At 60.1% G+C, this 13,376-nt stretch carries 14 protein-coding genes and 2 pseudogenes; 8 read left to right on the forward strand and 8 right to left on the reverse strand.

Translation table 11 applies throughout. The features are described from left to right. Positions 1-48: 48 nt before the first annotated feature. From ACWJJK_RS09110 to ACWJJK_RS09120, 3 genes are read left to right on the forward strand one after another with little or no spacing between them, the layout of a single operon-like run. Positions 49-207 (forward strand): DUF1525 domain-containing protein, encoded by a 159-nt coding sequence (locus tag ACWJJK_RS09110; protein WP_454128906.1) that lies wholly within the window; start codon positions 49-51, stop codon positions 205-207. Continuing rightward, positions 204-1,259, forward strand: coding sequence for a TIGR03756 family integrating conjugative element protein (locus tag ACWJJK_RS09115; protein ID WP_454128907.1), 1,056 nt, complete (start codon positions 204-206; stop codon positions 1,257-1,259). The genes ACWJJK_RS09110 and ACWJJK_RS09115 overlap by 4 nt, the downstream gene beginning before the upstream one ends. Positions 1,260-1,272: 13 nt before the next feature. After that, the gene (locus ACWJJK_RS09120) at positions 1,273-3,249 is read left to right on the forward strand and encodes an integrating conjugative element protein (RefSeq protein ID WP_454128908.1); all 1,977 of its coding nucleotides are present in this window, start codon (positions 1,273-1,275) and stop codon (positions 3,247-3,249) included. Here the strand turns inward: ACWJJK_RS09120 and ACWJJK_RS09125 are convergent. From ACWJJK_RS09125 to ACWJJK_RS09135, 3 genes are all read right to left on the reverse strand, one after another. After that, a complete protein-coding gene (locus tag ACWJJK_RS09125; protein WP_156881721.1) occupies positions 3,206-3,733 on the reverse strand; it encodes an RES family NAD+ phosphorylase in 528 nt (175 codons plus the stop codon). The genes ACWJJK_RS09120 and ACWJJK_RS09125 overlap by 44 nt on opposite strands. An 8-nt stretch (positions 3,734-3,741) precedes the next feature. Then, positions 3,742-4,086 (reverse strand): helix-turn-helix domain-containing protein, encoded by a 345-nt coding sequence (locus ACWJJK_RS09130; protein WP_086132883.1) that lies wholly within the window; start codon positions 4,084-4,086, stop codon positions 3,742-3,744. A gap of 83 nt (positions 4,087-4,169) precedes the next feature. Then, on the reverse strand, positions 4,170-4,343 hold the full coding sequence (locus ACWJJK_RS09135; protein ID WP_168183689.1) for a hypothetical protein: 174 nt from the start codon (positions 4,341-4,343) through the stop codon (positions 4,170-4,172). A 263-nt stretch (positions 4,344-4,606) separates the two neighbouring features. Between ACWJJK_RS09135 and ACWJJK_RS09140 the strand changes: the two genes are divergently transcribed. From ACWJJK_RS09140 to ACWJJK_RS09155, 4 genes are read left to right on the forward strand one after another with little or no spacing between them, the layout of a single operon-like run. Next, positions 4,607-4,852: a hypothetical protein gene (locus tag ACWJJK_RS09140; RefSeq protein WP_086132884.1), complete on the forward strand. Its 246-nt coding sequence runs from the start codon at positions 4,607-4,609 to the stop codon at positions 4,850-4,852. Between the two features lie 60 nt (positions 4,853-4,912). After that, positions 4,913-5,512, forward strand: a complete 600-nt coding sequence (locus ACWJJK_RS09145) for an Ivy family c-type lysozyme inhibitor (protein ID WP_210024176.1) — start codon at positions 4,913-4,915, stop codon at positions 5,510-5,512. After that, the gene (locus ACWJJK_RS09150) at positions 5,509-6,402 is read left to right on the forward strand and encodes a DUF3262 family protein (RefSeq protein WP_434113022.1); all 894 of its coding nucleotides are present in this window, start codon (positions 5,509-5,511) and stop codon (positions 6,400-6,402) included. Before ACWJJK_RS09145 ends, ACWJJK_RS09150 begins: the two co-directional genes overlap by 4 nt. Before the next feature lie 11 nt (positions 6,403-6,413). Beyond that, positions 6,414-7,967 carry a conjugal transfer protein TraG N-terminal domain-containing protein gene (locus ACWJJK_RS09155; RefSeq protein ID WP_434113020.1) on the forward strand — a complete coding sequence of 518 codons (1,554 nt, stop codon included), beginning with the start codon at positions 6,414-6,416 and terminating at the stop codon, positions 7,965-7,967. A 105-nt stretch (positions 7,968-8,072) separates the two neighbouring features. On the opposite strand, the gene ACWJJK_RS09160 is transcribed toward ACWJJK_RS09155, so the two are convergent. The 5 genes and pseudogenes from ACWJJK_RS09160 to ACWJJK_RS09180 all read right to left on the reverse strand — a co-directional run bounded on the left by ACWJJK_RS09160 (position 8,073) and on the right by ACWJJK_RS09180 (position 11,684). Beyond that, positions 8,073-8,468 (reverse strand): hypothetical protein, encoded by a 396-nt coding sequence (locus ACWJJK_RS09160; protein ID WP_077732162.1) that lies wholly within the window; start codon positions 8,466-8,468, stop codon positions 8,073-8,075. 90 nt (positions 8,469-8,558) lie between these two features. Next, entirely contained in the window at positions 8,559-8,762 is a 204-nt protein-coding gene (locus ACWJJK_RS09165) for a hypothetical protein (RefSeq protein ID WP_077732161.1), read from the reverse strand. Between the two features lie 31 nt (positions 8,763-8,793). Next, positions 8,794-8,964, reverse strand: a pseudogene (locus tag ACWJJK_RS09170) (transposase); the annotation flags it as partial. Further along, positions 8,953-9,231: pseudogene (locus ACWJJK_RS09175) on the reverse strand (transposase); the annotation flags it as partial. The pseudogenes ACWJJK_RS09170 and ACWJJK_RS09175, both read right to left, overlap by 12 nt. 536 nt (positions 9,232-9,767) lie before the next feature. After that, positions 9,768-11,684 carry a sigma 54-interacting transcriptional regulator gene (locus ACWJJK_RS09180; RefSeq protein WP_454128909.1) on the reverse strand — a complete coding sequence of 639 codons (1,917 nt, stop codon included), beginning with the start codon at positions 11,682-11,684 and terminating at the stop codon, positions 9,768-9,770. 428 nt (positions 11,685-12,112) lie between these two features. Between ACWJJK_RS09180 and ACWJJK_RS09185 the strand changes: the two genes are divergently transcribed. Then, positions 12,113-13,312: a lactonase family protein gene (locus ACWJJK_RS09185; RefSeq protein WP_240502631.1), complete on the forward strand. Its 1,200-nt coding sequence runs from the start codon at positions 12,113-12,115 to the stop codon at positions 13,310-13,312. Positions 13,313-13,376 lie beyond the last annotated feature (64 nt).

The following is a 13,376-nucleotide window of genomic DNA, read 5'->3' on the forward strand; positions in this document are numbered from 1 at the left end:
ATCGCCCGGCAGCGGCTCGAAGGGCAGGGCAGTGGGCTTGCGGCGCCGTTGCAGGCGGCCTACGAAGGCCATGCCCGAGCACTGAGCTACGGCCTCACGCGTTATCCCGCGATCGTGTTCGACCGGGGTAGGGCGGTCGTCTATGGCACCGCCGATCTCGGCGAGGCGCTGCGGTACTACCGGACCTGGAAGGAAGGTACGCCATGATCAAGCGTTTGACGCTGAGCTTTCTCGTTCTGGCGCTGACGGCTGACCTTCGGGCCGAACCCATCAACACCGGCACGATTCTATCCAGCGCCTTGAACTTTTCCTGCATCAAGTTCCAGGTGATCGGGGTATGCCTCTGGCTGGTGTGCACGCCCTTCGGCTGCGAGATCGAAACCTCGGCCAAGTACGGCCACTACAATCCCGATCTGGTGGTCAGCGCCCACAACGGTATCGCCAACAATCCCTGGACCGAGATGAAGGCCCTTCTGGCTGGGATTCAAACCACCGGCGCGGGCGCGGTGCTTTCGGCCATGGGCGGCCAATTGCCGAACCTTCTGGGCGGCGGCACGACGACCGAATGCGGCATCGCCGGCCGGCCGGCTCGCGAGCACCCGGCGCACAAGAACCTGATCTTCAAGGACTCCGACGCCATCGGCCATCCGGCCGCGGGCTTTTTCCTGTGCCCCTCGGCGTCGACGCCGTTTCAGCCCTATCTCGTCTCGGCCCTGGATGCCTTGTCCTGGCGTTGGGCGATTCCCGAATTCATTTATCCCCAGTCGCTCATTCCCGGGCTGCGGGAGATCGGCGACTGGCCCTTGAATACCTGGGGTGCGGTTTATCCCAGAGGCGGCTTCGTGACCCAGGCCGAAGACCCCAAGGCGGCCGCGGTCGTGGCGCAGCGCGCCGGAGACGTGGTGACGCGGACGGGTCAGCCGCATGTCTACATCGCGCTCGAGAGCGACAAGCGGAAAGAAAAGAAAAAGTACATGGTGTGGTATCCGCCGTCCCTGAAAGAGGGAGACGCCAAGACCGGCACCTGGCAGATGCTGACGCCCAAACGCGCCGGAAGCTGCGAAGTGTTCGGCAGCAACGACCTCATGAGTTTTTCGGGCTGGGCGGGCAGCAAGGTCGCAGCCGATGGAAATTATGCCTTCACGCTGTGGTGTCCCTACAAGTGCTGCAAGGTGAAAGGCAGCTTCATCGGCAGCATCGACATTATGTCCTATCCGTCCGACAGCTCGACCACGCCAACGCCGACCCGAACCCAGTAGGAGACGACTGTCCATGGTCCGCGCACTCCGCCGTCCTCTCATTCTGTTCGTCGCCCTGTCACTCACCGCGCAATCATCCGCCGTGCCGGTGTCACCCGCCCGATCGAGCCGCTGGTACTACGAGATCGGCGGGGCCGAGGCGATCACTGTCGCGGCGAACCCCTACGCCCACTCGATTACCCTCGGCGGTTCGCTCGATCTTCGACGGGCGTTTTCGTGCGGAAACTTCGATCCGGTGCTCGGTGTCTCCAACATCCTGAACAATGTCAGCCAAGGAATCGAGAACATGATCGGCTCCATGGTCAACGCCGCGACCAACGCGATCGCTTCCTTGCCCGCCCTGATCCTGCAACGGGCGAACCCTGGGCTCTACGACCTGTTCCAGAACGCTTTGCTCCAGGCCGAGGCGACGATCTCCCTCGCCACCAAGAGCTGCGAACAAATGGAGTCGGAGATCGCCCGCGGCCAGAATCCCTTCGAGGATTGGATCACTCTGGTCAAGGGCTACGACTGGAAAATGCAAATGGGGACCGGCGGTCTGAATTCGTCCTCGGTGGACGTAAAAACCGCGAAGGATACGGTGGAGACAAATGCCGGTAAAAACGGCGTTCCCTGGATCGGCGGCCAGCGCGCGGGCGGGGCGGGGCAGGCACCGATCCGGGTCACCGCCGACACCGTGCGGGCCGGCTACAACATCGAGCTGGGCCGCCCGGTGACCGACACCGGCGCGGTGGTGAGTCCCTCGCCGCCACCTCTCGCCAAGGTCTGGCCGAGTCCGGACGAGGCGGTCGCCTACGCCCAGTATGTCCTCGGCGACGTGGCCGTCCGGACCGACAGGGACACGGCCCGAACCGCGACCCCCGGCCACGGCCTTGCCCCCAAGATCGAGCAGGAGACCCGGGAACTTCTCGGAGACTTGATGAAGATCGTCACCGGCACGACGGCGCCGGAGGCGGACACGCTGGCCAGGCTCTCGCCGCCAGGAACGCTGCTGACGCGCGAGGTCATCGACGGCATACGCCGTCTATCGACGCCTCAGGAACAGGGGATGGCGGTTCACAAACTGGCGAACGAAGCCGCCGTCGCCCGAAATCTCGAAAAGGCGCTTCTCTTGCGGCGCCTGATTTTGTCCGGGCGGATGGAGCCGAACATTTACGCCTCCCCGGCGCATGCCGATATTGAACGCATGCTCGCGGCCCTGGATAAGGACATCGACGCCATGTTGTTCGAGACGCGGATCCGCCGGGAGCTGTTCGCACAGACTTCCGCGACCTTGATCGAGCTTCGCGAAGGGCGGGGCGAATCGGGTGCGATACGCAGGCGCCCGCCGCTAATGACCGGAAGCCGATCGAGCCGGGCGGCGCGGTACGCAAATGAGTGCGCGGCGCTTACTGCCCACGCTCGGGCTGGGTCTCGCGCTGCTGGCCGCCCTGATGATGCTGGTCGGCCTGGTCCTGGGGCTTTGGGCGTATCAAGCGGGCCTGCCGGCGGTCGAGCGCGCGCTCGATGCGGCGAAGCCGTATCTCGCCGCTTGGCGATTGCTGGTGTTTCTGATCCTGATCGGCGGGTGGCCGCGGTGGATGGATGGCGCGGCGCGGCGGTGGCGCTGGCCGGAAGCGAAACGGCGGGCGGTATTGGCGCTCCGCTGGCGAGCCGTAGCCTGGCTCCTCGTCATCGAGGCGCTATTTGTTCAGAATGTCGGCGGGGAGTTTGCCCGGAACTGGCTCTTGCCGGCTTGGCTCTTACCCGCAGAGAAGGGGACTTGATGGATGGTTGTCGGGCGCCGCTGACCCGTGTCGTATTCCAGGTCCAGCACATAGGCCGAGCGGGCATTGGCATCGGCCTTGAAAATCGGCGCGAACCGCGGCCCACGCCATTGCTGCACGTTGTCGCGCTTCGACGGAAGTCTGGTTTTGTCTGTTGTGCGTCCAGGCAGCAGGCCGACATTACTCGATCGAAAAAGAACCATCCGGCGTCACGGACGAAATGAAGCCCGGATTTGCGGAAAGTTTTTCCAGGAAGACCACCAGTACCCAGTTTTCCGGGCGATCGAGAAAGGCCAGTGAAGGAACGAAAATGGCTTCGGCCGGCGTGAGTTTTCTGACAAACTCAGCCGTGGCCCGAGCTACGGACTTGTCGATAAAACACTGTGGGGCGTCGGTGATCGATAAGACGGCGAGCACTTCGGGATGGGTCAGATCCAACGTCGCGTGGAAGGCGAGATCGAAGCGGTAAACCTGGCGGCGCTTGACCTGCTGCGCTAACACAGGCGAACGGTCTTCGGTGATATGGCGGGCCATTTCCGCTAGTGCCACATGTTTATGGCGAGCCAAATATAGCGTCGGCTCCCCTTGGATATTCCAGCGATTATCGCGAGCGAGTCCCGCTCGGCTGAAGTCCAGCGGATCCAGCGGTCCTTGCGGCAGGTGGCGATAGGCGGTGCCTTGCCAGGCTTTGAGATGCGATTGGATCAAGGGGCGGGTTAATAGCCGAGTCCTTCGACGTCTGCGGCGAGTGCCGCGATGACGGTGTCGTATTCCCGCAAGCTCATCAGGTCAAGGGCGGTTCGCCCTTGGAATTCCGGCAGCGGGGTCGCGAGGAAGGTCTCGACGCCTTCAGGCGTGTAAACCAGGCTGGCGAGTTCGCTGATCTCCCGGATCTTGGCGAGATCCTTGATCGCGTCCGGGTTCCGCACGCCATCCTGCTTTTCCCAGCGCTCCAAGGTCTTGGCGCTCACCCGCAATATCCGGCCCATCGCCTCACGGGAGAGATGCAGGGACTGGCGGATCTTTTGCGGATTGATCTTGATGTCTCGTACGGCGTTCATCAGCGTCGCGATAGGGGGTAGTAGGATGAGTAGCCACTACTCTAGGCAATGTCTAGACATTTGTCCAGATAAAAAATTAGACCTCATGCAACCGGCATTTCGCCTGACAGGACGGAAAACAGCCCAAGGCACTGCCAGGCGATCATGCTGTCTTGGTGGATCTTGGCGAGGTTGCACGTCGATTCCGGGACACCCGCCAGCCCCTCGGGACAGTAGCTCGCCGGCGACTGCGAGAAGCTGCGGGGTTTTAAGCCCATGTCGAGCTACTGCGATGCTCGGGGAGCCTCTCTGCGCTCTATACCATGTCGCCCTGGAAGTATTGCCAACTTACGGGGGAGCTTCAAGTCCGAGATCACGCGTCTCCAAGCTAAAGCCATCAAAAAACCCTTTCAAAACCAAACAAGGGTTTTCGTTTGATTTCCGTCTATTGGCTTGGGCAGACTCGCCGCCAGGCGCGTTGACTTCTAGCTGATTCGTAACGTCCTCCGCGCGCTTTCTGTTCTTTTTGTGAGGAGCGACCGTGGCTTTACTGTTTGCGCTCTTATTCATCTTTGCCCTGAGCCAATTGGGCAGCATCTCCCGACGCAGCAAGCGTCTGCTCGAACTGTGCGAGAACCTCAGGCGTTCGAACGAAGAGCTCTGCCGGCAACTCCAGACCTTAGGCGATCGCGTGGCGAGGATCGAAGGCGCGATGGGCCTCGGGCACACTGCTTCCTTAACCGTGGACGAATCGGACGTCGCGCCGGACGTTCAGTCAGATGTGTGAGTGGTCTCACTGCCTCGACGTTCGATTCCGATAGCCGACTCAATTTCAAGGAGAAGCACTATGGTTTGCCCCAAATGCGGCGCATCGAATCCGAACACGGAACGCTACTGCGAACAATGCGGGAATCCGCTGATCGAGGCCATGGCGAGTGCGGGCCGGCGACGGCCGCTGGCGATTTTGGCGGTGCTGGGGCTGCTGACGGCTGGAGGGGTTTATGCGGACGAGCGGGTTAACCTTCAACCGAGCGATCGAGAGTTGGAACGCGTGGAATCCTGCTCCGATGGCGGAACCCTTCGGATCGCGGGCGATCCGGCTTACAGCGGCCATCCGTGGCATCTGGTCGCGACCGTTCCGGAAATCCGCGAGCGGCACTTCGCCGTGACCCGCGCCGAAGAAAAGTGGGTTCAGGACATGAGTGGTCCGGCTTACTACGTCCGCCGATATGAGCGAAATGGACAGCGCGTACTCGTATGGGACCTTTGTAAGTCCCACGAGTGCAACGAATACGCGTTGTACGCGGCCTTCGATCTTGGTTCGAAGACGTATGTCATTGAACTCAACGAGAAGGGAAGAGGCCGTCGACTCGGGACATCCATTTCGGTTGCCGAGGCGGCCATCACCTGCGCCAAGGCAGAGGATGCCAAAAGGAAATCGCAATGAATGCGCGGGCATGGCTATTCGTCGTGCTAGCCGCGGTGTCAGCGTGGGCGATCGCCGATATGTATCAAGCTTTCCTCGCGTCCCTCGCGCAACGCGAATCGAGTGGAGATCCGACGAAAACAAATGAATCGGGGCACCTCGGCCTGTATCAGATGAGCGAAGCCGCTCTCATCGAAGCCGGCTATTACCGGCCCGACGGCACCACCACAAACGACTGGAGCGGCCAATGGACGGGCAAGGACGGTATCTACAGCAAAAACGACTACCTGAACGGTTCCACGGCGCAGAACAACGCGGTCCAGGCTTATCATCACAAGCTTTGGAGCTATATCGAGGCTGAAGGCCTCGACCAGATGATCTCCCAGACGGCGAACGGTGCCCCGGTAACTCCTTCGGGTCTTCTCGTCGGCGCCCATCTCATCGGCGCCCATGGCCTTGCGAAGTGCCTCTCGTCCGGAACGGGCTGCGCCGACGGCAATGGGACCAAGGCGATGAGCTACATGACGATGCTCGGCGGCTATGACGTAGCCTCGATCACCGGCATCGTGGGGACCGGGTCCGGCGGTTCAGTCGGCTCTGGCAACGGCGGTGCCGGCGGGGGAGGCGGGGTTGGTTCAGGAAGCGGACATGCCGGTAATCCGCTCGCGGGTTACACGCCGCCGTCGAGCAACGAAGCCTTCTACCGCGGCGCCGGGATTGCGATGTCACAAATGCGACAGGTAATCCTCGAAACGCTATCCGTCATCTTGCTGCTCTGGCTCGCCTGGATCGCGCTTGCCCAATACTCGAACTGGCGGAACGGCGTCATCACCGTCATGCAGATGCAAAACAGCATCGTCCGCGCGGCGGCATTGGTATCCCTGATGCTGGTTGTCTTCCTTGCAGTATAGGAGGAGGGCTTATGAGCGTTGGGTCGTATCTTGAATTGTATCTCGCTGCACTTGGCTGGCATTTCTACGAGACGCTTTGGAGTTCGCTGCTCAATATCGGGCTGCTTTATATCCCTTTCATTGCAATGGCGGTCAGGGCTTGGATCGAAAGCTACGAAGCCGCCGGGGCCGAGGGCGCGGAACGGAACATCCGTGCCGCCGAAGTCTCGATCGCGACGATGTTCACGGTGGTCATGCTCGCGGGTTCGCCCTTCATTCCGCTTCAACCCTCGGGGCTCGTCTATACTCGGCCGTGCTCAAACGATGCGCCGAAGGGCGGCGCCTCCAACACGACCTACGACAGCGTGTTTACCAATCGTGGCATCTCCGGGATTACCGGTCACGTGCCGGTGTGGTGGTATGGCGTCATGGCGGCCGCGGGCGGAGTGGTTAACGCCGCGGTCGCCGTGATTCCCTGCCAGAACGACTTCCGGCTGTATCAATACAAGCTTGAAAACAGCCGGATCAAAGACCCGCAACTTCGGCGGGAGCTTCAACTTTTCACGCACGATTGCTGGTATCCCGCCCGGATGAGGCTCTTCGATAGCAAGCAGCCGCTGCCGAGCGGGTACGACCCGTCGGACATCGACTGGCCGGGTTCGCAATTCTTCTTGGACACAAGTAGCTACTACGGAGTGAACAACATTAACCTTGCGACAAGGGCGAGCGAGGAAATACCGGGCTTTCCCTTCGATCCGCAACGGGATACGGAGTACGACACCGAGCATTATCCGGCGCCGCAGTGGGGCCGGCCCGAGTGCAGGGACTGGTGGGAGGCACAGACTTACGGGATCAGAGACCGGTTGATCCAAGAGATCGAAGTGGAGGCGTGGGCGCAAACCCAGGGGTGGGTGACCCAACTCATGAATGCGTTCGGCTGGGACGCCAGAAAGACCGAAGACGCTGCCCTTCGGTCAATGTGGACCATCGAGGACGGCAGGTTGAGCATGCCGGTGACAGCGGGTCTTGGGGATGCCGCCGGCGGACGATTGGCTAGAGCAGGCGCGACCGTTGGAGGGTGGTGGGAATCGGTCTTCTTTCAGTCGAAGATGTACGCCATTCGCGAAGCGGCGCCTGTCGGCCAGGCGGTTCTTCTGATGCTGATCTTTGCGCTGATGCCGTTCGTCCTGTTATTCGGCGAGTTTTCCGTCGGCACGCTCCTGACTTTGACGATTACTCTCTTTGCCGTGCGGTTCCTGACATTCCTGTGGGCGGCGGCCGTCTGGCTCGATAATACGCTCCAACAAGCACTCAACCCCACCGGCTGGTTCGACTTTGCTGCCGATAAGATGGACTACACCGTGAGCGAAGTGGTGATCGATCTCGTTACCGGCACGATGTTCACGATCGTGCCGGTCTTATGGGTAGGCATGTTGGGTTGGGCTGGATATCACGCGGGCGTTGGACTCAATTCCTTCCTAGAGGGAACAAACTCTAGTGCGGCCGCCACCGGCAGCGGCTTTGGAAACGCGCTCAGCCTTGTGAAGAACCGGTTTCGCGAGCTAAAACCCCCTAACAAGAAGTGATCGTTCACCCCAAGTACTTCTAAGTTCAAAGTAAACCGGGACTGGAATCAGCGTGATTTCAGGCCCATTTTTTGGCAGAAATTCGGCCAGCCACGACCGAGTTATTCAACTTTTTCCTTGCCGCAGGTCCCAATCGTAAATACCACCAGGTTGGCAGCCGTTGTCGCACTTGCCTGTAGCGTAGTTATAAATCCCGCCCATGCTATATTCAGACTCATCCCGTTTGTCAAAAGAAACATCTTCTTCAGCATCGTCCAGTGAGCCAAAAACCAGTTGCAGCAGCATCCAGCCACACGCGACGGCCACCGCGCGGACAAACACCGTTGGAGCAAACGTGAGGCGCATTGCCCGAACGGGAATGGTCCAGCGGCCCCACAGCTCTCGCGTGATGACCACATCGGTCGTTACCGTCCGCCAGAATTCGGCCGGACGCTGCCGCGTCAGGCCGTAGGCAGCCACAGTGATCCAAAAAAGGCCAATGGTGAGTAGGATGGTGTTCATCGGCATTCCTCCATGCCGGGGATCAGCGGACGTATAGACATAAAAATCGCACGGCAGTGCCGATGGCGCAAGTTCCAGCGTGAGAGACACCTACAAGCCGTCGATCTCGCTCAATTCATCAAGATGTTGGCCGATAATCGGCCGGCCAATCAGATCAATGGCGTGCTTGGCATTTCGTCCGCCGCATTCAAGCGCGGGCTCCGTGTCATCTGTGAGGTTGGCTGCTGCCGGATCGATTGCTCGCTCGGGCGGAATCATTACCGGGTAATGGATTGGGGTATCTTCAACGGTCATCGGCGTAGATCTCCTTCAGGCAGGCATTCTAGGCTTCCAATTCCTCCATCCGAGTTATCAAGGATGTGTCCATATCTCCATATTTCGCGCGCCACTTGTAGAACGTCGCCGAACTGACCCCCAACTCCCGGCACAACTCCGGCACCGCTAGCCGGCCTTCTACACGCTTCAACGCTTTCGATCCGGCCTGGGCCTGGCGCAGAAGTTCTCGGAGATCGTGGACGACCGCTTCGAAACAGCCCGCCGCAAGCCAACGCTGGGTCTGCTGATAGACGGCTTCCCAGGGCGGCAGGTCATGCGGTAACAGCCGCCAGGGCGCACCGGCCCGCACCAACCAGCGCAGACCATTGAAGATCTCACGCAGATCGTGCTGGCGTTGGGGCGCGTCCGCCTTCATCAAGATTAAATAAGGCACGACGAACATCCATTCGTCGTCCGACACATCGCTAGGATAAGGTTTACGAGTCATCATGCTCGTAATAACCACTTCTCCAGCAAAAAGTTCATAACACGCTCTAACCCTAAGCCACCGGCTTTCAGCCGGTGATTATTCGAGGCGAGTGGTCAGGAGCTCCTGGATGAAAGGGGATACTCGTTCCAACACCACATTTTCGCTAACGAATCTGCGAAGCAGGCTAAGTCCTTGCTCATCGGCGAACTGGAGTCCGGAAAGGTCAAGGTGCACATGCTCATATGCCGCGCGAGATTCACTCACCGCTGCTTCCAGCGCTGGGTTCCACGGCCCGATTAGCCTACCTTCCACGATCAGGCGAACACGGGTCCTGGAGTCTGCTTGGGCGGTGATTCGAAGCATGAACGCTGCATTTTGTGAGTGATCACGAGGAGAATAGCGAATGTCGTGCCATTTCTTCGCCAAGACGCCGTCCGGCTAGGAACACTTTGGTTAGATGGCCGTGGCACCGGCGATGCAACCGCAAAGCCGCGATTCGTGCAGCGCAATGGGCTTGGTAAATCGTCCTCAACTATTCGAGGAGCCCGCGATAGTTAACGGCGCTCCTGGGTCAAACCGAGCTTTTTCATGCGGTACCGAAGGGTGCTGGGATGTAGGTCAAGAATGTGGGCGGCGCCATTGGGGCCCTCGATTACCCACCCAACCTTTTCAAGCACTGCCAGAATATGTTGCCGTTCGACCGCTTCCAGAGTGGCGCCGCTGGTCACGGCAAACCCTGCGTCAGGGGCAGGGGCGGTAGATCCCGGCAGCATTTCCGCGTCGATTTCTAGGAGTGGCCCATCCGCCAGAATAATGGCGCGCTCGATCACATTCTCCAGTTCGCGAATATTGCCCGGCCAGCGATAAGACTGCAGTCTTTGCAGGGATTTGCTACTGATACCCTCGATTTTCTTACCTATCCGGGGTGCAAACTTCTCGATCAAGAAACGCAGCAGCAGTGGAATGTCCTCTGTTCGCTCTCGAAGGGGCGGCGTGAATACGGGAAACACATTCAGTCGATAATACAGATCGTCGCGGAATGTCTTGTCGGCGACCGCCTTCAGCAGATCGCGGTTGGTTGCGGCGATCACCCTGACATCGACCTTGATCGGCGCTTTCCCGCCTACCCGGTCGAACTCCTGCTCCTGAAGGACTCGCAGCAATTTGACCTGGACTTCCAGCGGGATTTCGCCGATTTCATCCAGAAAAATGGTGCCGCCGTCGGCGAGTTCGAATCGCCCGATGCGCCTGGCGATGGCGCCGGTGAAGGCGCCCTTTTCGTGGCCGAACAACTCGCTCTCCACGAGGCCCGTCGGCAAGGCCGCGCAATTGACTTTGACTAAGGGCTTGTCGCGCCGATGGCTGGCGGAATGAATCGCGCGGGCGATCAGTTCCTTCCCCGTACCCGATTCGCCCTGGATCAGCACCGACGCGTCCGTAGGCGCCACGCGGCGGACGTTGGACAACACCGACTGAATCGCCGCGCTTCTCCCGACGATCTCCTCGAAGTTGTGGTCCGATTTGATTTCCTCCTGCAGATACAGGTTCTGCGCCTTCAGCTGGGCCTGTTCCCGCTCCATCAATACGCGATCAGTGATGTCCAGGAACATGGTACGGGTAAACTGTCCACTGGGGTCCGGCCGCGACCACCACTGAATCCAGATTGGCTGATTGTTGTCCCGACGGCGGAGTTCGAGCACCACGCCGCTGGTATCCGTTCCCCGGCCGATCGACGCGAAGGCCTCTTTCACCCGGCGCTGGGCTTCCGGGGTATTAGGCACGAACGACATACCCAGGGTGCCGGGTACTTGCTCGGGCGTGATGCCGAGTATGCGCATGGCGGTTCGGTTCGCCCGGATGAATCTGGACTGCAAATCTTCGTGGACATAGGCGATCGGCGCTTCATCGAACAGATCGCGGAAACGTTCCTCGCTCTGGCGAAGCTGCTTCAGCAGCCTTATGCGGTCCAGCTCCGCCGCGGCTCTGGCCGCGAAGATCTGGAACGTGAATAACAGCCGTGGTTCCGGCAGCATGGGCCGGTGATCGAAGATCGCCAGATGGCCAAGAATGCCGCCGTCAGCGTCCCGGAGCGGCACACCGAGGTAGCTCTCGACTCCCTCCTCCTTCGGAAACCGTTGCGAGACCCCTGCGGGGTAATGGCATAGCCCACCGCGAAGCACGTCCTCGCAAGGCGTGCCTGCCAGCTCCCATTCTTGGGTTTCGATCCATCGGCCGTTCTTCCAGAATGCCAACGAGCGGACCCGAGTCTCGGAATCGGCGAATTCCGCGACGAAGGCATTGGTGACTCCGGTGGCGAGGCAGAGGTTCCGCACCAGCGCGCGGAAGAACGCCTCCCCCGTGGCATGAGCGGTCCCTTCCACGATGGCGCGCAACGCCGCCAGTTCCAACGCATCGGTCGGTCCTGGCGGTTCTGAGGGGGAGAGTGTCGTAGGCGTGGAATTCTTCGGCATCTCGGTAGATTCCGGAAGTAAGGCCCCTGTCATTTCCCAAGGGAGGTACGACCCCAGCTCGATGCGCAGCACCTAAGCCGAGCGACCCAATCTACCTCGCGTAGTACCCGGCTTCAAGGGCCAGTCGATGCCGAAGGCCCAATCATCGCCCGACGGCATCCGGAGCATGCGGATCGCATGTCGATTGGCGAATGAAGACCGCGGTAGCCACCATATCTTGCGACCCCCACCAGATGTTGCGGCTTTCTCTGGAGATCTGCGGCGGTCCTGACCGGTAGCCCTTCTTATCCAGTGCTTTGATTTCTGCGGCTTACACGGGTTAACAGAGGTCGGCACGATTCTTGTGAAGGAAAAAGGGCGATATCCGTTCATCATCCCGATGACGGGAAAGCGCTCGATTCAACCCATTGCAAGAGGAGGGTAGCGACATGTCATTCACAAGATCTATTCGGGCCTGTGGGCTGGGGAGGGCGGTGAAACCCTTCTTATCATCCGACCTGGCCACTGCGTTATTGATGCCACAGCTTACGCTCATCATGCTCTGTTTCACATCGTTCATCCCGGCCATCGGCTTGGCCGATTCGGACGAGCGCCCCGACCATGAACGGAACGATGCCCAGGAAACAGTGTATACCCTGTCTAACGACGCTATCCAGAATGAAGTGCTCGCCTTTCGGCGCTACGGCAACGGCCACATGGAACCGGCAGGTCGTTTTACCACGGGCGGAACGGGAACCGGTTCCGGCCTGGGCAATCAGGGTGCGCTCGCACTGAGTCACAACGAGCACTATTTGTTTGCTGTAAACGCGGGCAGCAACGACGTTTCGGTGTTCCGGGTGAAACGCGACGGTCTAGTGCTCGTCGACCGCGTTGCCGAGGAAGGATCGACCCCAATCAGCATAACCGTTAACCGCAATCGGGTATATGTGGTCAACGCCGGGGACGATTCCATCTACGGTTTCCGGTTCGATCCCCGCGCCGGGAAGCTGCATCCCTTGCCCGGGTCCCATTGGAATCTCAGCGGGGAGGGCACAGCGCCGGCTCAAATCAGTTTCGGCCAGGAGGGCGACGCCTTGGTTGTCACGGAAAAAGTGACCAACAAAATCACCACATTCTCCCTGAGCGAAGACGGCACACCGGCGAACCGCCATGTTATCGATTCAGCCGGAACCACGCCGTTCGGTTTCGCCTTCGGCAAGCGCGAGCAATTCTTTGTCTCCGAGGCCCAGGGTGGTGCTGTCGGCGGGGCAACGGTCTCCTCTTATCAATTGCTGGAGGATGGAAGGGTGCAAGTGATCGATGGAGAAGTTGCGGTCGGTCAAACCGCCGCTTGCTGGCTGGCCATTACACCCAATGGGCGTGTCGCATTCACTGCGGACACGCCTGCCAATGCCATTTCCGCGTTCGCCTTCGACTCTGCGGGGCGCTTGTCGCTGCTGCAAACGAGAGCGGCCGAAGAAAACCGGCCGACCGACCTCGCTGTTTCTACGGATGGCACGGTGTTGTACACCCTCAGCGGCGGCGATCACAGCATTGGCATTTACCGCATCCGCAGGGGCGGTGCGCTCGAGAAACTGGAAAGCCTCGACTCCCTGCCCGCCGGCGTCACCGGACTAGTCGTTCGCTGAAGTGGTTGCTTTTGGTCAGCAAGCAAGCGCTGGGGCTTTCAACCCAGTGCTTGCCGACAGTTGA

The sequence above is a fragment of the Methylocaldum gracile genome, assembly GCF_053646815.1.

Coding starts and splice junctions, on each gene's coding strand:
- ACWJJK_RS09115 (WP_454128907.1), top strand. CDS start 204: ATGATCAAGCGTTTGACGCTGAGCTTTCTCGTTCTGGCGCTGACGGCT.
- ACWJJK_RS09120 (WP_454128908.1), top strand. CDS start 1,273: ATGGTCCGCGCACTCCGCCGTCCTCTCATTCTGTTCGTCGCCCTGTCA.
- ACWJJK_RS09130 (WP_086132883.1), bottom strand. CDS start 4,086: ATGAACGCCGTACGAGACATCAAGATCAATCCGCAAAAGATCCGCCAG.
- ACWJJK_RS09135 (WP_168183689.1), bottom strand. CDS start 4,343: ATGGGCTTAAAACCCCGCAGCTTCTCGCAGTCGCCGGCGAGCTACTGT.
- ACWJJK_RS09145 (WP_210024176.1), top strand. CDS start 4,913: ATGGTTTGCCCCAAATGCGGCGCATCGAATCCGAACACGGAACGCTAC.
- ACWJJK_RS09150 (WP_434113022.1), top strand. CDS start 5,509: ATGAATGCGCGGGCATGGCTATTCGTCGTGCTAGCCGCGGTGTCAGCG.
- ACWJJK_RS09155 (WP_434113020.1), top strand. CDS start 6,414: ATGAGCGTTGGGTCGTATCTTGAATTGTATCTCGCTGCACTTGGCTGG.
- ACWJJK_RS09160 (WP_077732162.1), bottom strand. CDS start 8,468: ATGAACACCATCCTACTCACCATTGGCCTTTTTTGGATCACTGTGGCT.
- ACWJJK_RS09165 (WP_077732161.1), bottom strand. CDS start 8,762: ATGACCGTTGAAGATACCCCAATCCATTACCCGGTAATGATTCCGCCC.
- ACWJJK_RS09180 (WP_454128909.1), bottom strand. CDS start 11,684: ATGCCGAAGAATTCCACGCCTACGACACTCTCCCCCTCAGAACCGCCA.
- ACWJJK_RS09185 (WP_240502631.1), top strand. CDS start 12,113: ATGTCATTCACAAGATCTATTCGGGCCTGTGGGCTGGGGAGGGCGGTG.